Annotated in this window: 23 protein-coding genes and 1 pseudogene; 13 read left to right on the top strand and 11 right to left on the bottom strand. The window is 65.1% G+C overall.

The window, feature by feature from the left end; all coding sequences use genetic code 11:
• Positions 1-214 precede the first annotated feature (214 nt).
• The 4 genes and pseudogenes from BA190_RS11260 (at position 215) to BA190_RS11245 (ending at position 4,113) form a co-directional block, all read left to right on the top strand.
• Positions 215-2,044, top strand: coding sequence for a glycoside hydrolase family 15 protein (locus tag BA190_RS11260; RefSeq protein ID WP_068286339.1), 1,830 nt, complete (start codon positions 215-217; stop codon positions 2,042-2,044).
• A 45-nt stretch (positions 2,045-2,089) separates the two neighbouring features.
• Positions 2,090-2,470, top strand: a pseudogene (locus tag BA190_RS11255) (VOC family protein); the annotation flags it as partial.
• Between the two features lie 111 nt (positions 2,471-2,581).
• On the top strand, positions 2,582-3,157 hold the full coding sequence (locus BA190_RS11250; protein WP_202908455.1) for a TetR/AcrR family transcriptional regulator: 576 nt from the start codon (positions 2,582-2,584) through the stop codon (positions 3,155-3,157).
• Between the two features lie 17 nt (positions 3,158-3,174).
• Positions 3,175-4,113, top strand: a complete 939-nt coding sequence (locus BA190_RS11245) for a DMT family transporter (protein ID WP_068286471.1) — start codon at positions 3,175-3,177, stop codon at positions 4,111-4,113.
• Positions 4,114-4,121: 8 nt separating this feature from the next.
• Here the strand turns inward: BA190_RS11245 and BA190_RS11240 are convergent, their stop codons facing one another.
• The 8 genes from BA190_RS11240 to BA190_RS11205 form a co-directional block, all read right to left on the bottom strand.
• Positions 4,122-4,811 carry a DUF4336 domain-containing protein gene (locus BA190_RS11240; RefSeq protein WP_068286332.1) on the bottom strand — a complete coding sequence of 230 codons (690 nt, stop codon included), beginning with the start codon at positions 4,809-4,811 and terminating at the stop codon, positions 4,122-4,124.
• Positions 4,812-4,855: 44 nt separating this feature from the next.
• On the bottom strand, positions 4,856-5,626 hold the full coding sequence (locus tag BA190_RS11235; protein WP_068286329.1) for a pyrroline-5-carboxylate reductase: 771 nt from the start codon (positions 5,624-5,626) through the stop codon (positions 4,856-4,858).
• A complete protein-coding gene (locus tag BA190_RS11230) occupies positions 5,623-6,582 on the bottom strand; it encodes a bifunctional riboflavin kinase/FAD synthetase (protein ID WP_068286326.1) in 960 nt (319 codons plus the stop codon). The genes BA190_RS11235 and BA190_RS11230 overlap by 4 nt, the downstream gene beginning before the upstream one ends.
• A 5-nt stretch (positions 6,583-6,587) precedes the next feature.
• A complete protein-coding gene (locus BA190_RS11225; RefSeq protein ID WP_068286323.1) occupies positions 6,588-7,460 on the bottom strand; it encodes a TIGR01459 family HAD-type hydrolase in 873 nt (290 codons plus the stop codon).
• A 160-nt stretch (positions 7,461-7,620) separates the two neighbouring features.
• On the bottom strand, positions 7,621-8,472 hold the full coding sequence (locus BA190_RS11220; protein ID WP_068286320.1) for a patatin-like phospholipase family protein: 852 nt from the start codon (positions 8,470-8,472) through the stop codon (positions 7,621-7,623).
• A gap of 1 nt (position 8,473) precedes the next feature.
• On the bottom strand, positions 8,474-9,745 hold the full coding sequence (gene purD / locus BA190_RS11215) for a phosphoribosylamine--glycine ligase (protein ID WP_068286317.1): 1,272 nt from the start codon (positions 9,743-9,745) through the stop codon (positions 8,474-8,476).
• A 169-nt stretch (positions 9,746-9,914) separates the two neighbouring features.
• Positions 9,915-10,853 carry a 4-(cytidine 5'-diphospho)-2-C-methyl-D-erythritol kinase gene (locus tag BA190_RS11210; RefSeq protein ID WP_068286313.1) on the bottom strand — a complete coding sequence of 313 codons (939 nt, stop codon included), beginning with the start codon at positions 10,851-10,853 and terminating at the stop codon, positions 9,915-9,917.
• Positions 10,843-12,966, bottom strand: coding sequence for a tetratricopeptide repeat protein (locus tag BA190_RS11205; protein ID WP_068286310.1), 2,124 nt, complete (start codon positions 12,964-12,966; stop codon positions 10,843-10,845). The genes BA190_RS11210 and BA190_RS11205 overlap by 11 nt, the downstream gene beginning before the upstream one ends.
• 271 nt (positions 12,967-13,237) lie before the next feature.
• Between BA190_RS11205 and BA190_RS11200 the strand changes: the two genes are divergently transcribed.
• Both BA190_RS11200 and BA190_RS11195 read left to right on the top strand, forming a co-directional pair.
• Entirely contained in the window at positions 13,238-14,470 is a 1,233-nt protein-coding gene (locus tag BA190_RS11200; protein WP_068286468.1) for an MFS transporter, read from the top strand.
• Positions 14,471-14,623: 153 nt separating this feature from the next.
• Entirely contained in the window at positions 14,624-16,447 is a 1,824-nt protein-coding gene (locus tag BA190_RS11195; RefSeq protein ID WP_068286306.1) for a tetratricopeptide repeat protein, read from the top strand.
• A gap of 40 nt (positions 16,448-16,487) precedes the next feature.
• On the opposite strand, the gene BA190_RS11190 is transcribed toward BA190_RS11195, so the two are convergent.
• Positions 16,488-17,702, bottom strand: coding sequence for an N-acetylglucosamine-6-phosphate deacetylase (locus tag BA190_RS11190; RefSeq protein WP_068286303.1), 1,215 nt, complete (start codon positions 17,700-17,702; stop codon positions 16,488-16,490).
• 81 nt (positions 17,703-17,783) lie between these two features.
• On the opposite strand from BA190_RS11190, the gene BA190_RS11185 reads away from it, so the two are divergent.
• Complete coding sequence (locus BA190_RS11185; protein ID WP_082979653.1) at positions 17,784-18,545, top strand: DeoR/GlpR family DNA-binding transcription regulator; 762 nt, start codon at positions 17,784-17,786, stop codon at positions 18,543-18,545.
• 27 nt (positions 18,546-18,572) lie between these two features.
• Here BA190_RS11185 and BA190_RS11180 read toward each other — a convergent pair whose 3' ends face one another.
• Both BA190_RS11180 and BA190_RS11175 read right to left on the bottom strand, forming a co-directional pair.
• On the bottom strand, positions 18,573-18,944 hold the full coding sequence (locus BA190_RS11180) for a hypothetical protein (RefSeq protein WP_068286299.1): 372 nt from the start codon (positions 18,942-18,944) through the stop codon (positions 18,573-18,575).
• A gap of 15 nt (positions 18,945-18,959) precedes the next feature.
• Entirely contained in the window at positions 18,960-20,636 is a 1,677-nt protein-coding gene (locus tag BA190_RS11175; RefSeq protein WP_068286297.1) for an electron transfer flavoprotein-ubiquinone oxidoreductase, read from the bottom strand.
• A gap of 455 nt (positions 20,637-21,091) precedes the next feature.
• Between BA190_RS11175 and BA190_RS11170 the strand changes: the two genes are divergently transcribed.
• From BA190_RS11170 to BA190_RS11145, 6 genes are all read left to right on the top strand, one after another.
• A complete protein-coding gene (locus tag BA190_RS11170; RefSeq protein WP_068286294.1) occupies positions 21,092-22,108 on the top strand; it encodes an SPFH domain-containing protein in 1,017 nt (338 codons plus the stop codon).
• 230 nt (positions 22,109-22,338) lie between these two features.
• Positions 22,339-23,019, top strand: a complete 681-nt coding sequence (locus BA190_RS11165; RefSeq protein WP_068286291.1) for a DUF4178 domain-containing protein — start codon at positions 22,339-22,341, stop codon at positions 23,017-23,019.
• A complete protein-coding gene (locus BA190_RS11160; protein ID WP_162275088.1) occupies positions 23,019-24,587 on the top strand; it encodes a DUF4178 domain-containing protein in 1,569 nt (522 codons plus the stop codon). The genes BA190_RS11165 and BA190_RS11160 overlap by 1 nt, the downstream gene beginning before the upstream one ends.
• Positions 24,584-24,784, top strand: coding sequence for a hypothetical protein (locus BA190_RS11155; RefSeq protein ID WP_156771484.1), 201 nt, complete (start codon positions 24,584-24,586; stop codon positions 24,782-24,784). Before BA190_RS11160 ends, BA190_RS11155 begins: the two co-directional genes overlap by 4 nt.
• Before the next feature lie 9 nt (positions 24,785-24,793).
• Positions 24,794-25,021, top strand: coding sequence for a DUF350 domain-containing protein (locus BA190_RS11150; protein ID WP_156771483.1), 228 nt, complete (start codon positions 24,794-24,796; stop codon positions 25,019-25,021).
• 166 nt (positions 25,022-25,187) lie between these two features.
• Entirely contained in the window at positions 25,188-26,696 is a 1,509-nt protein-coding gene (locus BA190_RS11145) for a polyamine aminopropyltransferase (RefSeq protein WP_068286283.1), read from the top strand.
• Positions 26,697-26,807 lie beyond the last annotated feature (111 nt).

Raw genomic sequence — 26,807 nt, 5'->3', positions numbered from 1 at the left:
CCGGCCGAGCGGCTCTCCGGAGGGGAGATCTTCGCCGCTCTCAGGCTGCAACCTCCGGTTTCGGCACTAAATCGCCGCATTCCGGAGCAGAAAATAGAGGTGAATCACCCGGGGCTCCGGTCGAAATCCAGCATGTGAGCCGATTTCGCGAGAAGGCGTTGCGGGTGCCCCGTCGCGGGCATGCCGCGTCCCGGCTGTCGAAAGGAGAGATCCCTTGACGTCTCGGATTGAAGATTATGCCCTCATCGGCGATTGCGAAACGGCGGCCCTGGTGTCCCGCGACGGGTCCATCGACTGGCTGTGCTTTCCTCGCTTCGATTCGCCCGCCAGTTTCGCAGCGCTGCTCGGCACGCCGGAGAACGGGCGCTGGCGCATTGCCGCCACCGACAGGAAGGCACGGATCAGCCGCCGCTATCGGCCCGATACCCTCATCCTGGAGACGACCTACGAAACCGATGAAGGGGTCGCCACCCTGATCGATTTCATGCCGCTGCGCGACGGAACGAACGACCTCATCCGGCTGGTGGTGGGCCAGAAGGGCACCGTCGCCTTCAGCACCGACTTCGTGGTGCGTTTCGACTATGGCCGCACCGTACCCTGGGTCACCCGCGCCGATGACGGCACCATCACGGCCGTGGCCGGACCGGATCGGTTGATCCTCTCGACGCCGGTGCCTCTGGAGGGCGAGGACCTGCACACCGCAGGGTCTTTCAAGGTCAGCGCCGGTGAGCAGGTGCCCTTCGTGCTGACCTACGGCCCTTCCACGACGCCACGGCCGACCCAGCCCGATGTCGAGGCTGCGCTGGCCAATACGGAAAGCTATTGGCGCGATTTTGCCGCGCGCTGCCCATCGGTCGGCCCCTGGACCGATGTCGTCAGGCGCTCGCTGATCACCCTCAAGGCGCTCACCTATATGCCGACGGGCGGCATCGTGGCCGCTGCCACCACGTCGCTGCCCGAACAGATCGGCGGTCCACGCAACTGGGATTACCGCTATTGCTGGCTGCGCGATGCCACCATGACGCTGCAGGCTTTCATGAAGCTCGGCTATTACGAAGAGGCGTCCGCCTGGCGCGAATGGCTGATGCGGGCCATCGCCGGAGCCCCCGAGCAGATGCAGATCATGTATGGCCTGTCGGGCGAGCGGAACCTCCTGGAATGGGAGCCTCATTGGCTCAGCGGCTATGAAGGTTCGCGGCCTGTGCGGATCGGCAATGCCGCTGCCGAGCAGTTCCAGCTCGATGTCTATGGCGAGGTTGCCGACGCCATGATGCAGGCCTCTGCCGGCGGCCTGCAGCGCCATCCCCGCACCCGGGCGCTTAGCGAAGTCATCATGAACTTCCTCGAGACCGCCTGGCGTCGTCCCGACGAGGGGATCTGGGAGGTCCGCGGCGGCGCGCAGCACTTCACCCATTCCAAGGTGATGGCTTGGGTGGCCTTCCACCGGGCCGCCAACATGGCGATCAAGTCCGGAGACAGGCCCGCCTTTGCCGAGCGCTGCCAGCGCGTGGCCGACGAGATCCATGACGATGTCTGCCGCAAGGCCTTCGATCCCGACCTCGATAGCTTCGTGCAGTCCTATGGCTCGAAGACGATCGACGCCAGCCTGCTGCAGATCCCGCTTGTCGGCTTCCTGCCGGCGGACGATCCCCGGGTGATCGGCACGGTCAAGGCGGTCGAGACCATGCTGATGCGCGACGGCTTTCTGCTGCGCTACAACACCGACCATGTCGATGACGGCCTGCCGCCGGGCGAGGGAGCCTTCCTGGTCTGTACCTTCTGGCTGGCGGATGTCTATGTGCTGCAGGGCCGCGAGGAGGATGCGCGGCGCCTCTATGAGCGGCTGGTGGGCCTTTGCAACGATGTTGGGCTGCTGTCGGAAGAGTACGATCCGATCGCGGAGCGCATGCTCGGCAACTTCCCGCAGGCCTTCAGCCATATCGGATTGATCAACACCGCCCTCAATCTGGCGCGGCGGACCGGTCCCGCCGAGGAGAGGGTGGAGGCGAGCGGCCAGCCGGTGGCGCAGGCGGATCCCGTCTGATCGCCGCCAGCGAAACCTTCACGCACGATTCCTCGGGAACCCGCCATGTTGCATCACATTTCCTTCGGCGTCGGGGACATCGAACGCTCCGCCGCTTTCTACGACGCGGCCCTGGGAGCGCTCGGTTATGTGCGCGTGTGGGAGGATCTGCAGCCCGATGACCCGGACCAGGCGGTGGGCTACGGCCTGCCCGGCGGCGGAGACAAGTTCACGATCAAGCTGAGGGGCAAGCGGGCGCGATCTCCCGGCACCGGTTTCCATCTGGCCTTTGCCGCATCCAGCCGGCAGGCCGTTGCACAGTTTCACCGGGCGGCGCTCGCGCATGGCGGCGTCGACAACGGCGCGCCCGGCCTTCGCGCCCATTACGGTCCGACCTATTTTGCCGCTTTCGTGATCGATCCGGATGGCCATCCCATCGAGGCCGTCTGCAAAGTCGGAACAGTAGGCGCTCGAAGCCGTTCCATCTCGCCCACGGGAAGGGGCTTGACAGACGACTTGATTAGGTAGATCGGTCTACCTAATCAAGGAGCCAGGAACGTGACGGATCGCATGCCAGCCAGGGAGCGCCTGCTGAAGGCCGCAGCCGAACTGTTCTACAGCGAGGGCGTCGGCGCCACCGGCATCGACGCCATCACGGCAAGGGCCGGGGTCGCCAAGATGAGCCTCTACAATAATTTCTCGTCCAAGGCCGATCTTGTGAATGCCTATATCCAGGGTAGGCGCACCGAATGGCAGGAGATCTATCAGGAGCGGCTCAAGAGCGCGGCAACGCCGCAGGAGCGGGTGCTGGCGATCTTCGATTCCTATCTGGACCACGCCGGTGCGGCCTATGAATGGGGTTTTCGAGGTTGCGGCCTCCTCAACGCCGCGGCGGAACTGCCGGTCGGCGATCCGGGCCGTGCGTCGGTCGCCTCGCAGAAGGAAGAAGTCGAGCGCCTGTTCAGGGCCTATCTTGGCGAGATGCGGCCTGACGCGGGCACGGCGATCGATGAAACCGCTGAACATCTTTCCTTCCTGCTCGAAGGCGCCATGTCGCGCGCCGGGCTGGACGGGCATGACGGGCGCCTGAAGACCGCACGCAGGATTGCCGCCTCGATCCTGGAACGGTTCTGAGCCCGGATGTCATGCCCATGAGTGAGGCTGTCAGCCCATCTTCTCCCCGGGAGAACAAGGTTGTGGCGATTGCCGTGCTGCTCGTGCTCGAAGCGGCATTGGTGATCTCATGGAGTGCCGGGTTCGTCGGCATCCGGTTTGCCATCGACCATGCCCCGATCTTCCTGATCCTGCTGTGGCGCAGCCTGGTCTCCGGCCTAGTCTTATTGCCCTTCGCCCTCACGATGGGGCCGCCGCTGCGCTGGAAGGACGTGCTGCCGCAGATATGGTTCGGCGCGCTGGCGATGTCCGGCTACCTCGCCGGCTTTGCCCTGGCGATCGTCTTCGGCGTGCCGACCGGCCTCGTGGCCCTGATTGCCGACATGCTGCCTTTGGCCGTGGCCATCCTGTCCTGGCCGGTGCTGGGGCAGGCCTTGAATGCGCGTCAGTGGCTTGGTTCGTTCCTTGGCCTGGCCGGTGTCCTGATCGCCTCGGGCTGGTCCCTCGACATGGGCCATGTCCCACTCTGGGCCTATGGCCTGCCCGTGCTCGGGACACTGTCACTGGCCCTGGCGACCTTGCTGCAGAAGCGCAGCCCGGCCGGCGCCATGCCGGTGCATCAGAGCCTGTGCATCCAATGCCTGTCCGCTTCGGCAATCTTCGCCCTGTTCGCCTGGCATGAGGGCAGCGTCCTGCCTGTCCTCGACAGGGGTTTTGTCGGCGGCATCCTCTGGCTGGTTTTCGTTGCGACTTTCGGTGCCTGGAGCCTCTATTACGTCGCCCTGCGCAAATCCTCGCCCACCCGCGTCACCTCGGTGCTGTATCTCAGTCCCCCGGTGACGATGATCTGGGCCTGGCTGATGTTCGGCGAGCCGCTGTCTTGGGCCATGGCGGCGGGCTTGGTGGTTTCCCTGGCCGGGATCGTCATCGTCGCGCGATCGCCGGCCATCGCGGCGGGCCACGCCGGCGATCCCTGAGGGGCGGATCATTTGATCAGCCAGGCGAAGGCCCTGGCAAGGAAAGCCTGGCCGTCCCCTGTGATGGGCTCGCCATGCGCCATCAGCACCTTCGCGGTCGGCCATGCCAGGATACGCTTGACCGCCTCGCGTGCGGCGGGCCGGTTCACGAAGGCCATGCGGAACTTGCGGGGCACCGACGGTTCGGGGGCGACCATGAGGTCGAGTTTCGCCACCACCGCCCGCCAGCCGTCGAACCAGGCGGCGTCGAAATGCTGGATGAGATCGGTGAACAGCGTCGTACGGCTCGGGCGATGGAAAAACACCACCTCGGTGGTGATCAGATTGCCCGGCACGAGGACATGGTCGAGATCATCGGCCCAAGCCGGAATGGGCGCCTCACCGAGATCGAAGTCAAAGCGGATGTCCTTGCGTTTGGTCCTGAGGCCGGGCGGTGCATAGACGCTGGCGCCGGGATAAGCGTGCTGCCAGTCGCCCAGGAAGAGGTGATGAAGCGAATTGGGGGGCACCAGATAGCGCACGGCGCCCAGTGCGTCGACCTGAGCCTGCAGATCCTGCGACAAGGCGATCGGGGACCAGACGAGGAGATTGCCGCCGGATAGCCGGATGATGGCCATGCGGGTGGGGTAGTGAAAGCCGGCCACCGAGGTGGTCGGGCCATCCGCAATCCAGATCTCGTCACCGAAATTCTTCAGCATTGCCGATCTTCCCGCGGTTTGCCGGGTTCCGTTCGATCGCCTGCTCAGGACGCCGTAATGCGTCGGTGCACGCCGTCGAGGCTCTCGGCGAAAGCCTCGAAGAGCTTGCGATCCGTCAATTCGCGCAGGACCTGTTCGTTGATGCCGCCGCGCGTCGCATATTCCTGCGCCAGATGCATGAAATCGGCATTGGGCGCCGCTTCCGGCGCCTGGGCCAGGGCCTTGAAGAGGGCGCCGACATAATCGCGTGCCGCCGGATCGGCAACGCCATGGCCCTGCAGCCAGCCGTGAAGGGTGTCGAGATATTTGAAATAAGTGGCGAATGTCGCGGTGGCAACGCTCAGCGCATCGAACTCGGCAACATCCTTCACCGCAAAGGCTTTGCCGAACCGGGCGAAGAAGGTCACGACGTCGGGATCGGGCGGATAGATGATCGTCGGCCCCTGCCTCTGGGCGACCATCGGCATCGGCAGCGCCTTGGTGACGCGCTCGGCCGGGGAGACGAGGGCGGCGATCTCCTCGAGAGACAGAGTGGCGATCAGGCTGATGACGCGATGGTCCGGGCGGAACCGCAGACCCGACAGCACGTCATCGGCGATCTGGGGCCGCACGGCGAGCATGATCGTGTCGCAGGCGTCGAGGACGGCTTGGTTGTCGGCCGCGATCCGCACATCGGCAAAACGCGCTGCGAGGTCGGCGGCAATAGCCTCGTTGCGCGGCGACAGCACGACCGGCACGTCGTTGTCGGCGACCGACTTGAGACCCGTGACGATTGCCGATGTCAGCGCGCCCGTTCCGATGAAGCCGAGTTTCATGGAGCGCTCCGCGCCGTCATCTGGCGGGCGATGCGACTGTCCTCGTTCATGCGCTCGACCAGGGCTTCGATCGAATTGAATTTCAGTTCGCCGCGGATATAGCCGACGAAAGCGATCTCGATCTCCTTGCCATAGAGGTCGCCAGCATAGTCGAACACGAAGGTCTCCAGCAAGGGCGGGCCATTGTCGAAGGTCGGGCGGCGGCCGAAACTGGCGACACCGGCATGCACCACGCCATCGATCAGCGCACGCACGGCGTAGATACCAAGGGCGAGGCCGCATTGCGGATCGAGCGCCATGTTCGCCGTGGGAAAGCCGAGCTCGCGGCCACGCTTCTCGCCGTGGACGACGGTGCCCAACACCGACCATTCATGGCCGAGCAGGCGATTGGCACGCGTGATGTCGCCCGCCGCCAGGGCGCGGCGAATGGAGGAGGAGGAAACGGCCTCGCCGCTCTCGCGCGTCGGCGCCACGATGGCGATGTCGAGGCCGAGGGCGCGGCCATGCTGCACCAGGAATTCGGGGGTGCCGCGGCGATCCTTGCCGAAATGAAAATCATAGCCGACGGCGACGGCATGGGCGCCGAGCCGCCGGACCACCAGCTCTTCCAGGAATTCCTCGGCCGTCATGCCGGCAAGCGCCCGGTCGAAGGTGAGGGTGACCAGCGCGTCGAGCCCGGCCTTCTCCAGGAGGCGGGCCTTCAAGGCGGGCGGTGTCAGTCGGAACAGGGGCTCGTCCGGCCGGAACAGGCTGCGCGGATGCGGCTCGAAGCTGAGGGCGACGGCCGGCCGCGACCGATGGTGCGGTCCCGGCTGCGAGCCCCTGGCGAGAGCCTCGGCCGCATCGATCACCGCCAGGTGACCGCGATGCACGCCGTCGAAATTGCCGATCGCGATGGCGGCGCCGGCAAGATGGGCGGGCAGGGTGACGGGATCGAGAAACTGCTCGAAGGCCATGATGTCTACCAGATCAGCCGCGGCATGACCGCGTCGGGAATGACGCCCTTGTCGGCAAGGAAGGCAGAGAGCGCCTCGGGGTCGACGCCATCGCCTTCATGGCCGGCCTCGAGCGCGTGGATGCCGCCGGAAATGAACAGCGCGCCGCACCCGATGGCGGCGGCGCCGGCGAGATCGGTTCGCACGGAATCGCCGATGGCCAGTGTACGCGCGGAGGATGTCGGCTTGCCGCGGAGCGAGGCGGCCGTCTCGAAGGCGGCGTCATAGATCGGCTTGTAGGGCTTGCCGCAGATGGCCACCTCGCCGCCGATGGCGCGATAGGCTTCCGCCAGCGCACCGGCGCAATAGATGATGGTGCCGCCGCGATCGACGATGAGGTCGGGATTGGCGCAGATCATCGGCACGCCGCGCGCCCTGAAGCCCGCCAGCATATCCCTGTAGGTCTCGGGCGTCTCGATGGTGTCGTCGAACAGGCCGGTGCAAACGACCACCTCGGCCTCCTCGGGCGTGTCGGCGAAACGGATGCCGAGGCCGTCATAGAGCGGCCGGTCGCGATCGGGGCCGAGATGGAAGACCCTCCTGGCTGCCACATGGGCGATCTGCGCCCGCGTCACGTCCCCCGAAGTGACGATGGCGTCCCAGCATTCGCGCGGCAGGCCGAGCCGGTCGAGCTGCGGCATCACCGACTGGGCTGGCCGCGGCGCGTTGGAGACCAGCACCGCAACGCCGCCCTGCCGGCGATAGGCAATGAGGGCGTCGGCAACACCGTCGAACACCCTGTGGCCGTTGTGGATGACGCCCCAGATGTCGCAGAAGATCAGGTCATAGGCGCTGGCAATCTCGCGAAAGCCATGGATGAGACGGGGCGAGGAAGCCAAGGCGGAGCCTTTCCGGTCGAATGGGTTAAGCGGTGCGGGGCGACGGTGCCCTTCACATAAGCCCTCAGGGCCGGGCTGGGAAGAGACAAGGGAGCGGGGGCGTCGAACGGGGCCGGAAAGAGCGCCACCGCCTTCTCCCGCAAGGGGAGAAGGATCCTGGCTAAACCCGCTCCAGCAGCTTGGCCAATTTTCGTTTCAGTTCCTCCTTTGCCGGCCTCGCCAGGCGGAAGACCACGCTGGAGCGGGCGAAATCGAGGGCGCGGATGCTGCCGACATTGGGGCGGATCAGGATGTCGGGACGATAATGCGCCGCCTTGGCATCGACGATCGCGGCCTGCATGATCTGCAGGGCGCCGAACATTGCCTCGAAGGTGCCGGGCATGTCGGTCTCGGCAGCGATGGTCGCGGCACCCGAGACGTCGATGCCGACGAGAATATCGGCCTTGCCGGCAAGGTGGTCGAGCGGCAGCGGGTTGACGGTGGCGCCATCGACCAGCACCTGGCCGTCGATGCGCACCGGTCTGAAGGCGCCGGGGATCGCCATGGAGGCGGCGACGGCCTGGCGCAGCGGGCCGGCGGTGAAGGCCCGCTCACGGCGGCCGTAATAATCGGTGGCCACAATGGTGAGCGGGATGGCAAGATCGGCAAAAGCCTGGGGCACGGCCTCGGGCAGAAAGGCGTCGCAAAAGACCTCGGCATCGATCATCACCGGATTGCCGAGGCCGGAAAACAGGTCGGCCAGCCGCCCGCTGCGTGCTGCCATCAGCTTGTTGCGCATGCCGCGCCGATCGGCGAGCATGGCCAGCGTATAGGCATGAAGCTCGGCGGCCGAGAGGCCGGCGGCATAGGCTGCGGCATAGATTGCGCCCATCGAGGTGCCGGCCATGGCGACCGGCCGGATGCCGAGCTCGTCGAAGACTTCCAGCATCGGGATATGGGCGAGGCCGCGTGCACCACCGCCACCCAGGGCCAAAGCCACGGTCTTGCTGGAACGCGTGACCGTGGGCGTCATGTCAGGCCTTGCCGATGGCGCGCCAGCCGATGTCGCGGCGGCTGAAACCTTCGGGCCAGTCGACGAGATCGACGGCCTCATAAGCCCGCTTCTGCGCCTCCGCGACGGTCTTGCCGCTGGCGGTGATGCCGAGTACGCGTCCGCCATTGGCGAGGATATGGTCGCCCGAGCGCTTGGTGCCGGCATGGAAGACCAGCACGTCGTCGAGCGAAGCCGCCTTGGCGAGATCCCGGATTTCCGAGCCGCGCTGGAAACTGCCGGGATAGCCCTTGGTCGCCATCACCACGCAAAGCGCCGCGTCGTTCTTCCAGCGCAGGGAGATGGTGGAGAGCACGCCGTCGGCCGAGGCGATCAGGGCCGGCAACAGGTCCGAGCGCAGCCGCGGCATCAAAACCTGCGTTTCCGGATCGCCGAAGCGGACATTGTACTCGATCAGCTCAGGGCCGTCCTTGGTGATCATCAGGCCGGCGAAGAGTACCCCCTTGAACGGCGTGCCGCGGGCGGCCATGGCCCGTACGGTGGGGCGGATGATGGTTTCCATCACGCGCTCTTCCATCTCTGATGTCATGATGGGGGCAGGCGAATAGGCGCCCATGCCGCCGGTATTCGGGCCCTTGTCTCCATCGAAGACGCGCTTGTGGTCTTGCGCGGAGATGAGGGGAAGGGCGGTGGTGCCGTCGCACAGGGCGAAGAAGCTCGCCTCCTCGCCCTCCAGGAACTGCTCCACCACCACTTCGTGGCCGGCCTCGCCGACGCTGCCGGCGAAGATGGCGTCGACGGCGGCAAGGGCATCGTCCAGCGTCATCGCCACCACCACGCCCTTGCCGGCGGCCAGGCCATCGGCCTTGATCACGATCGGGGCGCCCTGTTCGCGGACATAGGCGCGCGCAGCGACAGCATCGGTGAAGCGCCGATAGGCAGCGGTCGGGATGGAAAATTCCTGGCAAAGATCCTTGGTAAAGCCCTTCGAGCCTTCGAGCTGGGCAGCGGCCTTGGTAGGGCCGAAGGCCTTGATGCCGGCCGCAGCGAGATCGTCGACCAAGCCGGCGACCAGCGGCGCCTCGGGACCCACCACCACGAAGTCGATCTCGTTCTCGCGGCAGAAGGCGATCACCGCCGGATGGTCGGCCGGGTCGAGGGCGGCACAGATCGCGCATTCTTCCATGCCGGGATTGCCGGGCGCGGCATAGAGCCTCTCGCAGAGCGGGCTTGCCGATATCGCCCAGGCCAGGGCATGTTCGCGCCCGCCCGATCCGATCAGAAGAATGTTCATCGTCACCGCCTGCAGAAATTCCGTTGGCCGGACCTTTGCCCGATCAGGGGGCAGGATGCAATGTCGAAGCGTATTCCCTGGGAGTGCGGACGTCCTCGCCCGCTCTTGGAAACGCTGCGCTTGGGGGGAGGAGCGGACGAGGACGTCCGCGTTCCCAGGAGTTCCTTCCTCAGCCGATGGCGGTGTCCACCACCCACCAGCCTGGTCGATGCCGTGCGATTGCTTGTCTTGCTGCGACTGCGGTCTCCGCCGTCTCGAAGAGGCCGAACACGGTGGCACCCGAGCCTGACATGCGGGCGAGACGGCAGGCGGGCTGGTCACGCAAGACGGCGAGCGCCTCGCCGATGGCAGGGCGCAGGGCAAGGGCCGGTGGTTCGAGATCGTTGCGGCCCCGATCGAGATGGCCGATCAATGCCGCCGGACGCCGCTCGCCTTCGATGGTCGCGGCCAGGGAAAGGTCGGGGGAGGCGACCGACCCCACGGGAAGGGCAAGCGCTCGGAAGACGTCCGCCGTCGGCGTGGCAATCCCCGGATTGAGCAGGACGGCGGGCAGGGGGGGCAGGGGAACTGGAACGGACAGGGTTTCTCCTGCGCCACGCATCCAGCGGCTGACGCCTTGCAGGCAGACGGGCACGTCCGAGCCCGTGGCGCGGGCAGCGGCCAGGACTGTCTCCTCAATCGAACCTTTCTTGTCCGTCAACGGCAGGCCATTGGCGCGGGCGAGCAGGCGCAGGGCAGCTGCGGCATCGGAGGAGCCGCCACCGATGCCGGCGGCCGCCGGCAGGCGCTTGTCGAGGCGGAAATGGCCGAGCATGAGGCCATCATGCCTCTCGGCGAGGGCCCTGGCCGCTTTCAGGACGAGATTGTCGCCAATGCTGCCGGTCTCTTCCGCACGAGGCCCGAAAACCTCCAGGGAAAGGCCGGGCCCCGGTTCGAGACTGAGCTCGTCGGCGATATCGGCAAAGGCGACCAGGCTGTCGAGCACGTGAAAGCCGTCAGCGCGTCGCCCCAGCACGGCCAAGGTCAGATTCACCTTGGCACGCGCTTTCTCGCTCAGCCGGGCAGGCGAGACTCTCGCCTCGCCCGCTCCCGGAACGTCAGCCGCCATTGTTGTTGGACGGCGCGGCAGGCTTCACGGGTTCTGCAGGTTTGGGTGCATCAGCCGGCTTAGCCGGATCGACGGGCTTGGGAGCCTCGGTCGGTTTGGAGGGATCAGTCGGCTTGGAAGTATCGGCCGGCTTGGGTGTGTCGGCCGGCTTTGTCTCGCCTGCGGGCTGGGGAGCGTCAGCAGGCTTGCTTTGGTCAGTAGATTTGGGTGCTTCCGCGGGTTTGTCGGCATCGGCCGGCTTTTCGGGCTGCGAGGGCTGGGCAGCATCCGGCGTCTTCGGTGCATCGGTGGGTTTTGCCTCGTCCGCGGGCTTGGACGCATCCGCCGGTTTGGCCGCATCAGGAGACTTGGTCGCATCAGGAGACTTGGCCACGTCACCGGTCTTGCTGGCATCGGCCGAGGCCGTGTCCCGCATGCCGTCCTTCAGCTTCTGCTCGATCTTGGCTTTCTCGTCCGGCTCGGGCTTGGCATCGAGAGCGTGGCGCCACTGGAAGGTCGCCTCCAGCTTACGCCCGATCTTCCAATAGGCATCGCCGAGGTGGTCGTTGATGGTCGGATCGCTCGGCTTGAGGGAGACCGCGCGCTCAAGCTGTTCGACCGCCTCGTCATATTGGCCGAGCTTGTAGTTGGCCCAGCCGAGGCTGTCGACGATATAGCCGTCGTCCGGGCGCTGATCGACGGCCTTCTTGATCATCTCCATGCCTTCCTGGAGATGCATGCCCTGATCGATCCAGGAATAGCCGAGATAGTTCAGCACCGAGGGCTGGTCGGGGAAGAGTTCGAGCGCCTTCTTGAAGTCCGCCTCGGCCTTGGGCCACTGCTTGATGCGCTCATAGGCGATACCGCGGTAATAGAAGGTGGCCCAGTCATTGCGGGTGGGTTTGCCGATCACGTCGACCGCCTGCGAGAACGCCACGGACGCCTCTTCCCAGCGCTTGCGCTGATTGAAGATGCCGCCGAGCGAGATGATGGCGTCCAGATCCTGCGGATTGGCCGAAATGATCTTCTTCAGATGCGCCACGCCCTCATCCGTCTTGTCGAGCTCGTCCAGCGTGGTGGCAAGCTCGATTTCGGCGTTGCGCTTGAGCGGCGAGGAAGCGGGCACGCTCTTGAACAGGGTTTCGGCGGTCTGGGGCTGCTTGAGGTCGCTGTAGAGTTCGGCGAGGCCGATCAGGGCCGTGGCATTGGCGGGCTCCAGATACAGCGCCAGGCGATAGAACACCACAGCATAGTCGGCACCGCCCTGCTTGGCGATGCCGGCGGCGACCGAGACCAGGATATCGGCCGCGCCCTGCTGGGCCGTGGTCACGGCCGGCGCGATGCGCTTGCCCGCCTTGATGTCGGCGATCAGTGCTGCGACGATCGGCTGGCGAGGCACCTTGGCTGAATAGGCTTCCAGCACCTTGAGCGCATCGTCCTTCTTGCCGGCGCGCGCCAGTGCCCGGGCATAGGCGTCGACGATGGAGACGGCATTGGCATCGCGCTCATGGGCGTCCTTGAGCCGGGCGATCGCCTCATCGCGCATCCCCGCCATGTCGAGCATCATGCCGGTCGAGAAATTCTTGAAGGTGGAAAAGCCGTCATTGGACGAGATGTCGTCGCTGGCCACCACGCCTTTCTTGGTCTGGCCGGCACCCGCATAGGTCCAGGTTGAGATCAGGGGCGTCGCCAGCTGCAGGATGGGCTTGTCGAGCGTGAAGGCGAGCTCGTCGCGGGCCTTGGTGTAGTCCCGCCCCTTCAACGCCCTGATGCCGAGCACGAGATGGGCGATCGGGTTCTTCTTGTCGATCGCCACCACGCGCCGGGCGAAGGTGACGGCCTTGTCCATTTCGCCCGAGGTCAGCAAGGCAATGAAGGTGCGGTTGGTCAACTCCTGGCGAGCCTGCTCGTCCTTGAACAGGCCGCTGCTCAGCGCCTTGGCATAGAAGGAGGCCGCATTGTCGTCGTCGCGCACATTGGCGGCCAGTCGCCCGGCCAACAGGCTGCCTGAAGCGGAAGTCGGCCGGAATGGACGTTCGAGCGCCTTGGCCGCCAGTGCCGGCGCCATCAGGGTCGTCGAGAGGGCGATCGCCAACAAGGCGGCGGAAAAAGACGTGCGGGAAGACAGGGGCACAGGGAAGAAAACTCCGAATCAGCCGGCCGCCTCGACACAGGCGACGCAGTCGCGAATTATTCGCCGCTACCATGGCTGCTTTGAGGCGAGGGAACAACCCACCCTCCGCGCTAATCCGCCGATTTTGCCGGGCCGTTTTGCCCGTCTTCGATCGGCCGCCGCCGGCCTGCAACCCCAGCGGGCGCCCGTGCCGGCAGGTATCGACCGCTCCTCTTGGAATGGCCCGGGATCGGTGCTTGACAAGCTGACGCTGGGATACGACCCCTTGGTCATGTCCGCTCCCGCCGCCTATGCGCCCCCCGTGCCCCATGTCGCTCGCGGGTCGGCTGCCTACCGCAAGATCAGCCTCGCTCTCTTCCTCGCCGGTTTCGGCACTTTCTCGCTGATCTATTGCGTTCAGCCCCTGCTGCCGCTGCTGGCCGAGGAATTCCATGTCGGCGCGGCCCAGAGTTCGCTGGCGCTCTCCCTGACCACCGGCGCGCTCGCCTTTGCCATCTTTGCGGCCGCCGCCGTTTCGGAGCGATTCGGCCGGCGCGAACTGATGTTCGCCTCCATCGGCCTTGCCAGCCTCCTCAATCTTGCCGTGGCGGTCACGCCGGGATGGCATGCCATCCTGGCTTTGCGTGCCGTCGAAGGGCTGGCCATTGGCGGGGTACCGGCCATCGCCATCGCCTACCTGGCCGAGGAGATCGAGCCCAATGGCCTGGGTTTTGCCATGGGGCTCTATATTGCGGGCACCGCGCTTGGCGGCATGGCGGGCCGGGTGCTGACCGGCATCCTTGCTGAATTCCTGACCTGGCGGCTCGCCTTGGCGATCGTCGGTCTCGGCGGCCTCGTCCTGGCGCTCGGCTTCGTCCTGCTCCTGCCGCCCTCGCGGCATTTCACGCCGCGCAAGGGTTTCGATCTTCGCTATCACCTCAGGGCGTGGGCTTCGCATGTCGGCCGGGAGAGGCCCGGTGCCGTGCTGGCAAAGCCGCTTTTGTTCGCCGTTGCCTTTTGCGGCTTCGGCAGCTTCGTGACCGTCTACAATTACGCTGGCTTCCGGCTGATGGCGCCGCCCTTCGACCTCAGCCCGACGCAGACCGGCCTGATCTTCACCGTCTATCTGTTCGGCACCGTCTCTTCCTCGCTCGGCGGCATGGCAGCCGACCGGCTGGGGCGGGCGCCGGTGCTGATCGCCGGCCTCCTGACCATGGCGGTTGGCATCGGCCTCACGCTCTCCTCGAGCCTCACCGGCATCATTGCCGGCATTGCGGTGCTGACGGCGGGCCAGTTCGCCTGCCATGCGGTGGCGAGCGGTTGGGTCGGCCGGCTGGGCGGTGCCAGCAAGGGCCACGCCGCCTCGCTCTACATGCTCGCCTATTATCTCGGCGCCAGCATCGTGGGCTCGACGGGCGGCTGGTTCTGGAGCGTCGGGGGATGGCAGGCCGTGGTCGGCTTCACGCTGGTGCTGATCGCGCTTGCCGTCGCATGCGCGGTGCGGCTGATCCGTTCCGGGCGTTGATGAAAGAGCCGGGCGTCGCTCCAAGCGAAGAAAGCTGTCGACCTGCGCTCGATTGACGGCCATGTTCGGCGCGATAGGGACGAGGGGAGGCGGGCGGCTTTGCCGTCGCCGTGCCGTCGGCAGGATCGAGCCGGGGCGCCGGGGAGCGGGATCATGAACGCATATCGCCTGATGATCGTGGCTGCGGCAATGCTCCTGTGGCTGGCCGGCCAGGCAGCCGCGGCTCCCAAGGGCGGCTGCGCCTCGGATGATCCGGCCGTCGCCATTCCTGCCTGTACTGCCGCCATCAACCGCATCTCGGTGACGCCTGGCAGCCAGGCTACCGCCTACCTGCAGCGCGGGCGCGCTTATTACCGGCAGAAGCAATATGGCCTTGCGATCAACGATCTCAGCGCGTCGATCCGACATAACGACAAGAGCTATCTGGCCTATGTCTTTCGTGGCCTCAGCTCTGCCGAACTCGGCGACCACAATGCGGCGATCGACGATTATGACAAGGCCATCGCCATCAAGCCGGGATCGGCGGAGGTCTATTTCTATCGTGCCAATTCCCGTTCGGAGCAGGACGATATCGAAAACGCCGTCGCCGATTATTCGCGCGCCGTCGATCTCGATCCGCGTATGGGCCCCGCTTTTGCCAATCGCGGCAATCTGCAGCAGCGGCTCGGCCGCCATGACAAGGCCGTCGCCGACTATACCAGGGCAATCTCGCTGAAGCAGGGGGTCTCGCTGATCTACAGCAATCGCGCCAATTCCTATGTCAACCTCAAGCGCTACGACCTCGCCATGGCCGATTTCGACAGGGCGATCGCGGCCGATGCCGGCAATTTCAACGCCTATAACAACCGTGCCAACCTGCATTACGCCCAGGGCGAGATCGACGAGGCCATCGCGGATGTCAGCAAGGCGATCGCCCTGAATCCCGGCATGGCCGAGTTCCATTCGGGCCGCTGCGCGCTCTATCTGGCCAAGGGCGCATTGCGGGAGGCGCTGGCGGATTGCGACACGGCAATCGCGACACGGCGCGACTATGCCGAGGCCTATCTCAATCGCGGACTGGCCCATTGGCGCCTCGAGGAGAGGGAAGCCGGCCTGTCCGACATGGAAATGGCCTTCTCGATCAATCCGAACCTGCCCAATGTCCAGCGTTATGTGACGCTCTTCCGGGCCTCGAAGGCAGTGCAGCAGGCCGAGGCCGGCAAGAAGAACCTGCCGGCCGCCGCCCAGAAGGCTACGGCCGACGGATCGCGGCGGGTCGCGCTGGTCATCGGCAATTCGCGCTATCAGGCCGTGTCGCAACTGCCCAATCCCAGGCGTGACGCTGACCTCGTCGCCGCGGCTCTGCGAACGGCTGGCGTGCAGGACGTCACGGTCGCCTACGATCTCGGGCGTGCCGGCATGGTCGATGCCCTCAGGGCTTTCTCTGCCAAGGCCGATACGGCCGACTGGGCCATCCTCTATTATGCCGGCCATGGCATGGAGCTGACGGGGCAGAATTATCTCATCCCCGTCGATGCAAGGCTGCAGTCCGATCGCGATGTCCCCGACGAAACCGTCAGCCTGCAGCGAGTCCTGTCGGCGTTGAGCGGCGCGCGCCGCCTGAAGCTGGTGCTGCTGGATGCCTGCCGCAACAACCCCTTTGCCGCGCAGATGACGATGACGGCCGCAACCCGCTCGGTCGGGCGCGGCCTCTCGCGGGTCGAGCCTTCGGGAGCGACGCTGGTGGTCTATTCGGCCAAGGAGGGCACGGTGGCCGAGGATGGCGACAGCCGGCACAGCGCCTTTGCCGAAGCCTTCGCCAGACGGGTGGTGGAACCAGGGCTGGAGATCAACAAGGTATTCCGCTTCGTGACCAGCGACGTGATGTCACGAACCGCAAACCGGCAGGAGCCCTTCGTCTACGGCTCGCTGCCGCCCGAGGATTTCATCTTCACCGGCGTGCAGAACCAGCCGTCATCGGCATCGTCCTCGCCCTGACCCCGCGCGCGGCCTTCTGGCAGGCGAGGGCGGTGGGCGCTCAGGCTGCCTGATCGGTCCCCGCAGCGGTGACGGACAGGGGCTCGCCATCGATGAAGACGCGTTCGACCTCTAAATTTCCATCGAGAACCACGATGTCGGCCCGCTTGCCCGGCGCTAGGCTGCCGACCTCGCCGGCGATGCCGGTAAGCTCGGCCGGCGTCAGCGAGGCCATGCGGATGATGGCGGGCAGGTCCTGGCCGATGGCCTTCGCCATGGTCTTCACCATCCGGTCCATGCCATGCATCGAGCTCGCCAGGCTGCCGTCCGCGCCCCGGACGGAATGGCCGTCGCTCCAGACCCAGCTGCCGTCCGCCTGTGAGCCGAAGCGATATTGGCCGGGCGGCATGTCCATGGCGCGGTTGGCATCGGTGACGAGGCAGCAGCGCCGGGGCCCGATCAGGCGGAAGGCGAAGCGCAGCAGGTCGTCGGAAAGGTGGACGCCGTCGGCGATCACCTCGGTGCTCATCGCCGGGTTGGCGAGGACATATTGCTCCATCCCGGCCTGCATGGGCGTGCCGAAGCGCTTGCGCAGGGAAGTGACCGAACTCATGGCGCACCAGAAATGGTCGACGTGGCGCATGCCATGCGCGAAGGCCGCCTCCAACTCGCTCCAGCAGGCATTGGAATGGCCGCAGGTGACGAAGCAGCCTCGTTCGCGGGCATGGCCGAAGAAATCGAGGGCGCCGGGCAGTTCGGAGGCGCAGGTCGCGATCTTGATGATCTTCCGGCCGAGGAAATATTCATATTCCTCCCGCACCGGGTCGCGCCGGCCCTCCGGCGCGTGGATGCCGACCTTGTCCTCCGCGAAATACGGGCCGTAGAAATGGATGCCGGCGATGCGGGCGCCGTCCGCGGGCGTCCAGGATGCCTGCACATTTTCGCACGCTTTCACCATCGCATCGAGCTGAGCAAAGGAACCCGTCGTGGTGGTCGGAAAGATCGAGGTCGTGCCGTGCCTGGCATGGGCGACATTGGTCCGTCGCACGGCATCGATGGTGCCATCCATATAGTCGGCGCCGGCACCGCCATGCACGTGAATGTCGACGAAACCCGGCGACAAATAGCGGCCGGTGAAATCGAGCAATCCCTTGCCTTCATGCGTGGAAGCATAGGGCTCGATCGCGTCGATCCGGCCGTCCGTGCAGCGGATCACGGCGTCTTCGTGAATGGCGTCTTCGAGGATGACGTTGCCCTTTAACAGGAGCTCTTTCATGCTGGATCCGTCGGCAGGTGTTGTGATAGGAGATGCATGTATCTATCGATATCGGCGTAAACGTGCAATCGAGGAATCATCGTGCCCATCGAATCCACGCCTGATGAACGGCGCGCTTTCGTCCTGTCGGAGCTGGAGGCCAAGGGCCGGCTCTCGACCCAGGAGGTCTCGGCCCATTTCGAGGTTTCCGAGGACACCATCCGGCGCGATTTCCGGGACATGGCGGCCGAAGGCCTGATCAAGCGCGTCCATGGCGCCGCCCTGCCGGTCTCGCCGGGCGGATTGCCCTTCCAGGGGCGCTACAAGATCGCAGCAGGCCTGAAGGCGCGCCTAGCCCGGGCGGCGGCCGGGCTCGTGCTGCCGGATCAGGTGGTCGTCATCGACGGGGGCACCACCAATCTCGAAGTGGCCAGGCAGTTGCCCCGCGATCTCCGGGCGACCATCGTCACCAACAGTCCGCTGATTGCGAGCGCAACGACCGAGCATCCGCATCTGGAGGTCATTCTGCTCGGCGGCATCTTCGACAAGCGCAGCCAGATGGTGCTGGGCGCGCGCGTGCTCGACCAGCTTCACGCCATCAATGCCGATCTGTGCTTCATCGGCGTGCACGGCATCCACGAGGAGTTCGGGTTGACCACTGCCGGCTATGACGAGGCTGCGATCAAGGCGGCCATGATCAAGGCGGCTGCCGAGGTCGTCGCGGTGGCGACCCCGGATAAATTCGGCACCGTGGCGGCGCACCATTTCGCTACGCTGTCGTCGATCGATACGCTGGTCACCGAAGAGACGCCTCGTGCCCGCAACCTGCTGGAGAAGGGTGGCGTGAAGGCGATTTATGCCTGAGACGGGGCAAGCCGCACTGCCTTGGAGTCAGGCCTCGCTCCGCCTTTTCGACTGCCGGGAGGCTGCCGCCGCCGCACCCAGGGCACCGATGCCGGCGCCGATCAGCGCGCAATTGATGAGGATGCCGACGAGATCGGTGCGATTGGCCGCCGCGATCGCCTGCGCCGCCTGCTCGGCACCGACGCCCCCGGTCCTCGCATCCATCATGGCGACCATGCCCGGCTCGTTGCATTTGGGCAGGAGCGTGTATTTGGCCTCGTCGCTGCCGCCATAGATCTTCTCGATGGCCTGCTCGCAGCGCAGCCGGTCGGCCGGGGAAACCCCGGGCGTGCCGAACTGCAGATAGAGGCCGGCGCCGAGGAGGATGACCCCGAGGCCGGCGTAAAGAAGCGCCTTCACCCGCACGCGCTCCGCTTACATGTTCGGATAGTTCGGGCCGCCGCCGCCCTCCGGCGTCACCCAGTTGATGTTCTGGGCCGGATCCTTGATGTCGCAGGTCTTGCAGTGCACGCAATTCTGCGCGTTGATCACGAAGCGCGGATCCTTCCTGGCCGCTTCGTCGCCATAGACCACCTCATAGACGCCCGCCGGGCAATAGAGCCGGGCCGGCTCGCCATAGACCGGCAGGTTCTTCTCGATCGGAACCTTGGGGTCCTTCAATGTAAGATGGATCGGCTGGTCTTCCTCGTGATTGGTCGAGGACAGGAAGACGGAGGAGAGCTTGTCGAAGGACAGCTTGCCGTCCGGCTTGGGATAGTCGATCGGTTTGCATTCGGCGATCGGCTTCAGGGTCGCATAGTCGGGCTTGCCATGCTTGAGCGTGCCGAACAGGGAGAAGCCGAGCTTTTCGTTGAGATGCATGTCGATGCCGCCGAGCACCACGCCGGCGAAGGTGCCGAGCTTTGACCATAGCGGCTTGACGTTGCGCACCTTGTAGAGGTCGCGGCCGATCTCGCTGGAGCGCCAGGCGGCCTCGTAGGAGGCTGGCTCGTCATGCGAACGGCCCTCGGCCAGCGCCTTGGAGAGGTGTTCGGCCGCCAGCATGCCCGACAGCACGGCATTGTGGCTGCCCTTGATGCGCGGCACGTTGACGAAGCCGGCCGCGCAGCCGATCAGGGCGCCGCCGGGGAAGGAGAGCTTGGGCACCGACTGGTAGCCGCCCTCGGTGATGGCGCGCGCGCCATAGGCGATGCGCTTGCCGCCCTCGAAGGTCGGCGCGATCAGCGGATGGTGCTTGAAGCGCTGGAACTCGTCGAAGGGCGAGAGATAGGGATTGGTGTAGTTGAGGTGGATGACGAAACCCACCACCACTTGGTTGTTTTCAAGGTGATAGAGGAAGGAGCCGCCGCCCGTCTTCGAATCCAGCGGCCAGCCGAAGGAATGCTGCACCCGGCCCGGCACATGCTTGGCCGGATCGATCTGCCAGAGCTCCTTGATGCCGATGCCGTATTTCTGGGGCTCGCGGCCGTCGGCGAGATTGAACTTGGCGATCAGCGTCTTGGTCAGGCTGCCGCGGGCACCCTCGGCGAAGAGGGTGTATTTGCCGTGGAGTTCCATGCCGCGGGTGAAGCCGGATTTGGGCTGGCCGTCGCGGCCGATGCCCATGTCGCCGGTGGCAATGCCCTTCACCGCGCCCTTGTCGTCATAGAGCACTTCAGCGGCGGCAAAGCCGGGATAGATCTCGACGCCGAGGGCTTCGGCCTGGGTCGCCAGCCAGCGGCAGACATTGCCGAGCGAGCCGACGAAATTGCCGTGGTTCGACATCAGCTTGGGCATGCCGAAATTGGGCAGGCGCAGGGCGCCGGACGGGCCGAGATAATAGAACTGGTCCTCGGTGACCTCGGTCACCAGTGGGCGATCGTCCGCCTCGCGCCATTCCGGCAGCAGCTTGTCGAGGCCGATCGGATCGATCACCGCGCCGGAGAGGATATGGGCGCCGACCTCCGAGCCCTTCTCCACCACCACCACGCTGGTTTCGGGATTGAGCTGCTTGAGATGGATCGCGGCCGCCAGACCGGCAGGTCCGGCGCCGACCACGACGACATCATATTCCATCGCCTCGCGGGGGCCGAGATCGGCACTGTCGGTCATCGAGTAGTCTCCGGTGGTTTGAAAGAGCTTGGAGTGATCGTGCTTTTTTCACGTTTTTGGAATGGGTGCAAACAATGCCGCGACGGTTTCCCAAACTAAGTAACCAATTGGTGCGTTAATGTCACGTTGGGCAGGGCCGTCGGTTCCATCCGCGGGCAGCAGTGTTCGGGATCACGGCATCTTCTCCCGTTGCGGGGGGCGACATTTCGCCAGCATGGCCGGCAGCACACGAAAAGACGATATCGATCGCAACGATGCCCTTGATCCGTCACTGATTGTCATATTCTCCCGGAAAAGGCGTGGAAGGGTTTCGCCGTTCTCCAAGAAGGCCGGTTCTGCGGCCCTATACTGATGCAGATGATGCTGTCTCTTGGGTTACCCTTTCCCATTGCCACGCGTGCTAGGTAGAGTAGGCTGTCTGCGGCTTGCGATCCGTCGGTATGGAGCATACGGGCATGGGCATTCTGGACTTCATCTCCAAGCAATTTATCGATGTCATCCAGTGGACGGCCGAGGAGCCGGGCCTGTTGGCCTACCGCTTCCCGATGTCCGGCATGGAAATCCAGAACGGCGCCCAGCTCGTGGTGCGCGAGACGCAGAAGGCGGCCTTCTTCAACGAAGGCAAGATCGCCGACATCTTCGGCCCCGGCACCTATACGCTCACCACCCAGACCCTGCCGGTGCTGACCTATCTGAAGAACTGGGACAAGTTCTTCGAATCGCCCTTCAAGTCGGACGTCTATTTCTTCGACACCAAGGACCAGATCGACCGCAAATGGGGCACCACCCAGCCCCTCACCATCCGCGACAAGGAATATGGCCCGATCCGCATTCGCGCCTTCGGCAATTATTCCTATGCGATCGGCGATGTCGGCGCGTTCTGGTCGCGCCTGGTCGGTACGGCCGAGCGCTGCACTTCCGAGATGATCGAGGGACAGCTCCGCGGTGCCGTGCTCACCGCCATTGCCTCGACGCTCGGCCAGAGCAATGTCGCCTTCATCGACATGGCCGCCAATCAGGAGGCCTTCTCGCAGAAGCTGGCGGAAGCCATCCGTCCGGCGCTTCGGGACTACGGCATCGACGTCAAGAGCTTCTACGTCCAGAGCCTGTCGCTGCCCGAGGAACTCCAGCGCATCCTCGACAAGGCCAGTTCCATGAACATGCTGGGCGATCTCAATCGCTACGCCCAGTTCCAGACGGCCGAATCCATTCCGCTCGCCGCCGAGAATCCGGGCGGCCTTGCCGGGGCAGGGGCAGGGCTCGGCGCCGGCATGGCGATCGGCCAGGCCATGGCGCAGGGCTTTGCCAATGCGGCGCCGGCCCAGGTCCCCGCGGCGCCGGCCGCGCCCGTGCAGCCGGCCGAGGACCCGATCCAGCTCCTCGAAAAGCTCGGCGGGCTGCTGGCCAAGGGCATCCTGACCCAGCAGGAATTCGATGCCAAGAAGGCCGAATTGCTGTCGCGGATCAAGTGACCCCGCTCGCCGGGAAATCAATCGAAGAGCGTGTCATCCCCGGCCGAGCTACTCGCGAGCGCAGCGAGAGAGGGCGAGGGGAAGGGGATCCAGGGGTAATGAAAAACATCGATGGGCCCCTGGATCCCCTTCCCTCGGCCTCCGGCCTCGCCGGGGATGACAGAGCCCTTATCTTGGAACCGTCCCTCGGCGCAGGAAGCCGGTCAATCCCGTGATCCATACGAGGCCCAATGCGTAAATTCGCCTGCCCTTCCTGCGGAGCGGATGTCGTGTTCCGGTCGGCGCAGTCGGTCTATGCCGTCTGTGCCTATTGCCAGTCCATGGTGGTGCGTACCGATGTGGACGTGACGTCGCTCGGCGTGATGGCGGCGCTCCCCGACGACATGAGTCCCCTTCAGCTCGGCACCGGCGGCGTGTTCGACGGCCAGTCCTTCACCATCATCGGACGCCTGAAGATCGGCTGGAGCGACGGGCTGTGGAACGAATGGCACATGCTGTTGGATGACGGCCGGGAAGGCTGGATCGGTGAGGCACAAGGGTTCTTCTCGGTCAGCTTCGAGGCGGAGGAGGCGACCTGGGGGGGCGTGCGCGAAGCCTTGGAGCGCTGCCGGCCGCTGCTGGAGGGGAGCGAGACGGGCACCGCCGGCATTGGGCCGGGCTTCTCCGTGGCGATGAATGGCGTTCAGCTCAGGGCTGTCGACATCAAGCTGGCGACCTGCCTGGGGTCGGAGGGCGAATTGCCCTTTGCGGCCCCCAAAGGCAGGCGCACCGTGTCGATCGATTGCGTCGGCGCCGAGGGCGAATTCGCCACGCTCGAACATGATGGCGAAGAGGTCAATGCCTATTTCGGCCGCTATCTGGAATGGGATGCCTTGCGCTTCTCCAATCTCAGGCCGCTGGAGGGCTGGTGATGGACGAGCCTCTCACGCCGCCGGCACCACCTCTATCCGCGCAGCGACCGCCCGGGCGACCGCGAACTTTTGCCTGCCCCAATTGCGGCGGGTCGGTGACCCTGCGCGCCGTCGGCCAGTCGATCAGCGCCACCTGCAGCCAGTGCTCCTCGCTGATCGACGTCGCCGACGAGAATCTGCGCATCATCCAGAAGGCGCAGGCTGCGCTGGAACCCTCGGAGATTCCGATCGGCGCCCGCGGGCGGCTGCAGGACGTCGAATGGGAGGTCGTCGGCTATATGCGCCGGAGCGACCGGACGGGATATTACGAGTGGATCGAATATCTCCTCTACAATCCCTATCGAGGCTATCGCTTCCTGGTCCGGGAGGCCGGTCACTGGACCCTGGTGAGAATGCTCACCCGCGACGTGCCGGCGGCCGGCAGCACCATCGACCTCACGGTCGAGGGGCGGCGCTATGCCTTTTTCAGCAAGGGGCAGGCGCTTACCAAATATGTCGCCGGCGAATTCTATTGGCGGGCTTCCACGGCGGATGTCACCGAGACGGCGGACTATATCGCTTCGCCCCACCGGCTGATGGTCGAGAGCAATGCCGAGGAAATCATCGTCTCCGAAGGTGTCTATCTCGAACCCAGCCTGGTGGCGCAGGCCTTCAAGCTGCCGCTGGCGGACGAACGCCATGGGCCCGGCGTCAACCAGCCCAATCCGCACAAACGCTGGCTGAGGGTGCCCCTCGCCGCGCTCGGCCTGGCGACGCTGCTGCAATTCGGCTCGCTCGCCCTCTCGCCCGGACGCCAGGTTGCCTCGCAGACCTTCACCCTGACGTCCGCCGACAAGGGCAAGACTTTCGCCTCCGAGCCGTTCCGCCTGGATGGCCGCGGCAATGTCGAGTTCGAGACCAGCGCCGAGCTCAAGGACGATTGGCTGGAACTCGACGTCGCCCTGGTCAATGTCGAGACAAATCGCAGCTACCATGCCTCCCAGGGGCTGGAGAATTACCGCAGCGGGCGGGTTACCGAGCGCACCAGCGAATTGCTGTCGCCGGTGCCGGCGGGCACCTACAAATTGCTGATCGACACCAATGCCGGCCTGTTCACCAAGGCGGCGGAGACCGTGCCGATGGTGGCGCGCGAGGATTACCTGCAGACCTGGTTGCGCAACAATGGCCAGGGCGGCAGTTTCCCCTCCTCGCAGCCCGCCATTGCTCCTGCGCCCGCCAATCCGCTGCCTTCGGAGAAATTCACCGTCACGGTCCGGCACGACGTGCCGATCTGGTCTAACTATCTCGGTGCCGTCGGCCTCCTGGCTCTCGGCGCCGGCTTCGGCTTCTTCCGCGACCGGCGCTTCGAGCAGTCGCGCTGGGAGCAGGGCGGCATCGACGAGGAAGCGCCATCGGTGTCCGGCAACCTGGCGGCGGGCGGTTTCGTTGCTGCCGCCGGCAGCAGCAGTAGCAACTCCGATTCCGGGACCGACAATTGGTGGTCGTCGAGCAGCGACGATGACGACGACAGCGGTGGTTCCTCATCGAGCGACGATTCCAGCAGCAGTTCCAGCAGCGAGGACACGTGAGCAGGATTCAGATGATCTTCGCCGGGGCGGTCGTGTTCGGCATGGCTCTCGGCAATTTCGGCGGCTATTCGCTGGCCAATATGTGGCACGCCAAGCAGACCACCAGCCGCGGCATCAGGAGCAGCGACGATGGTGGCTCCTTCGGCTGGTTCGGCGGCGGCAGAAGCTCCGGCGGCGGCTATTCATATCACAAATAGGGGGCTTTCATGGATGTCTCGGGCCTGATCGAACTGAAATATGTGGTGGCCTCGCTGGTCTATTCCGGCATCGGCCTCCTCGTTTTCGTCATCGCCTTCTGGCTGCTCGACCTGCTGACGCCGAAGGTGCAGGTGTGGAAGGAATTATGCGAGAAGCGCAACACCGCGATGGCGATCTTTCTGGGTGCTGTGGCGCTCGGCATCGCCATCATCATCGCCTCGGCGATCCATGGCTGACGGCGTGTCAGGCAGGACTGTCATGCTTTGGCCTTTCAGTCATTGCGAGCGCAGCGAAGCAATCCAGCCGGTCCCATTCCAGGGCCCCTGGATTGCTTCGCTGCGCTCGCAATGACGTGAGGTTTGGGTGGTAATCCCACCACAACAGTAATTCGAAAGCGCGTTCGTGGAAATCCTGCTGCTTTTCTCCGCCTTCGTGATCGCGACCTGCGGGCTGATCTACGAACTGATCGCCGGCACGCTGGCGAGCTATCTCCTTGGCGATTCCGTCACGCAGTTCTCCACCATCATCGGCACCTATCTCTTCGCCATGGGCGTGGGCTCCTGGCTTTCACGCTATCTCGAGCGCGATCTCCTCGGCCATTTCGTCCGCATCGAACTGCTGGTCGGGGCGGTCGGCGGCAGTTCGGCGGCGGCCCTCTTCATCCTGTTCGACCATGTCGCCTCCTTCCGGCTCTGGCTCTATTCGCTGGTCGGGGTAATCGGCATCCTGGTCGGCATCGAGATCCCGCTGCTGCTGCGCATCCTGGAAGGGCGGCTCGCCTTCAAGGACCTGGTCTCCAAGGTCTTCACCTTCGACTATATCGGCGCGCTCTTCGCTTCCCTGTTGTTCCCGCTGGTGCTGGTGCCCTATCTCGGCCTGATCCGCTCGGCCTTCCTGTTCGGCATCCTCAACACGCTGGTGGCGATCTGGGTGCTCTATGCCATCAAGGCCCCCATCCTTCGGCGCGGTGCGCACAAGGCCGCCGCCTTCGCCGTGCTGGCCCTGCTCGGTGCCGGCTTCGCCTGGTCCGAGCGCATCCAGTCGATTGCCGAGGCGAGCGCCTATCCGGGCACGGTGATCTATGCCGAGTCCACGCCCTATCAGCGCATCGTGGTGACCCGCCAGCAGCGCGACATCCGCCTCTTCCTCAATTCGAACCTGCAATTCTCCTCGCTCGACGAATATCGCTACCACGAGGCGCTGGTGCATCCGGTGATGAGCGCCCTCAAGGCGCCGCGCAAGGTGCTGATCATCGGCGGCGGCGACGGGCTGGCGCTGCGGGAGGTGCTGAGATATCCGGCGGTCGAGGCCGTTACCATGGTGGATCTCGATCCGGCCGTGACGCGCCTGTTCTCGCACAACGAGATGATGACGGGCCTCAATGGCGGCTCGCTGTCCTCGCCCAAGCTGACCCTGATCAACGCCGACGCCTTCCTCTGGCTGCGAGAACAGAAGACGGCCGAGATGCGCTTCGACGCCGTGATCATCGACCTGCCCGATCCGTCCAATTTCTCGATCGGCAAGCTCTATTCGCTCACCTTCTACCGCCTCTTGAAATCGGCGGTGAACCAGGACGGTCTGGTGGTGATCCAGAGCACCTCGCCTCTGGTCGCACGCAAGTCCTTCTGGTGCGTCAACAACACGCTGGCAGCGGCCGGCTTCCAGACAGCAGCCTATCACCTCTTCGTGCCGTCCTTCGGGGAATGGGGCTTCATCATCGGCTCCTTCTCACCCTATCGTCCGCCGGAGCGCTTGCCCGAGGGGCTTCGTTTCCTCGATGTGACCACCATGAAGGCGATGTTCCAGTTCCCGCCCGACATGGCCCATGTCCAGACCGCCATCCAGCGCCTCGATGACCAGCCGCTGGTGCGCTATTTCGACGAGGAGTGGGGCAATTACCTCATTTATTAGATATTCAGCTTCGACCCTGCCGGCCGTCATTGCGAGCGCAGCGAAGCAATCCAGCTCTGCCCCGCCCAACGGATTGGATCGCTTCGCTGCGCTCGTAATGACGTTTTCAGG

It is taken from the genome of Labrys sp. WJW, assembly GCF_001676615.1.
GTDB classification, from domain to species: Bacteria; Pseudomonadota; Alphaproteobacteria; order Rhizobiales; family Labraceae; genus Labrys; species Labrys sedimenti.
This window is presented reverse-complemented; position numbering and strand designations above follow the sequence as displayed.

Excerpts from the sequence above, each read along its gene's own strand:
- BA190_RS11230 (WP_068286326.1), bottom strand. The coding sequence starts at position 6,582 with ATGGCCTTCGAGCAGTTTCTCGATCCCGTCACCCTGCCCGCCCATCTT.
- BA190_RS11150 (WP_156771483.1), top strand. The coding sequence starts at position 24,794 with ATGGATGTCTCGGGCCTGATCGAACTGAAATATGTGGTGGCCTCGCTG.
- BA190_RS11245 (WP_068286471.1), top strand. The coding sequence starts at position 3,175 with ATGAGTGAGGCTGTCAGCCCATCTTCTCCCCGGGAGAACAAGGTTGTG.
- BA190_RS11170 (WP_068286294.1), top strand. The coding sequence starts at position 21,092 with ATGGGCATTCTGGACTTCATCTCCAAGCAATTTATCGATGTCATCCAG.
- BA190_RS11200 (WP_068286468.1), top strand. The coding sequence starts at position 13,238 with ATGTCCGCTCCCGCCGCCTATGCGCCCCCCGTGCCCCATGTCGCTCGC.
- BA190_RS11240 (WP_068286332.1), bottom strand. The coding sequence starts at position 4,811 with ATGCTGAAGAATTTCGGTGACGAGATCTGGATTGCGGATGGCCCGACC.
- BA190_RS11165 (WP_068286291.1), top strand. The coding sequence starts at position 22,339 with ATGCGTAAATTCGCCTGCCCTTCCTGCGGAGCGGATGTCGTGTTCCGG.
- BA190_RS11195 (WP_068286306.1), top strand. The coding sequence starts at position 14,624 with ATGAACGCATATCGCCTGATGATCGTGGCTGCGGCAATGCTCCTGTGG.
- BA190_RS11220 (WP_068286320.1), bottom strand. The coding sequence starts at position 8,472 with ATGACGCCCACGGTCACGCGTTCCAGCAAGACCGTGGCTTTGGCCCTG.
- BA190_RS11235 (WP_068286329.1), bottom strand. The coding sequence starts at position 5,626 with ATGAAACTCGGCTTCATCGGAACGGGCGCGCTGACATCGGCAATCGTC.
- BA190_RS11175 (WP_068286297.1), bottom strand. The coding sequence starts at position 20,636 with ATGACCGACAGTGCCGATCTCGGCCCCCGCGAGGCGATGGAATATGAT.
- purD (WP_068286317.1), bottom strand. The coding sequence starts at position 9,745 with ATGAACATTCTTCTGATCGGATCGGGCGGGCGCGAACATGCCCTGGCC.
- BA190_RS11210 (WP_068286313.1), bottom strand. The coding sequence starts at position 10,853 with ATGGCGGCTGACGTTCCGGGAGCGGGCGAGGCGAGAGTCTCGCCTGCC.
- BA190_RS11160 (WP_162275088.1), top strand. The coding sequence starts at position 23,019 with ATGGACGAGCCTCTCACGCCGCCGGCACCACCTCTATCCGCGCAGCGA.
- BA190_RS11190 (WP_068286303.1), bottom strand. The coding sequence starts at position 17,702 with ATGAAAGAGCTCCTGTTAAAGGGCAACGTCATCCTCGAAGACGCCATT.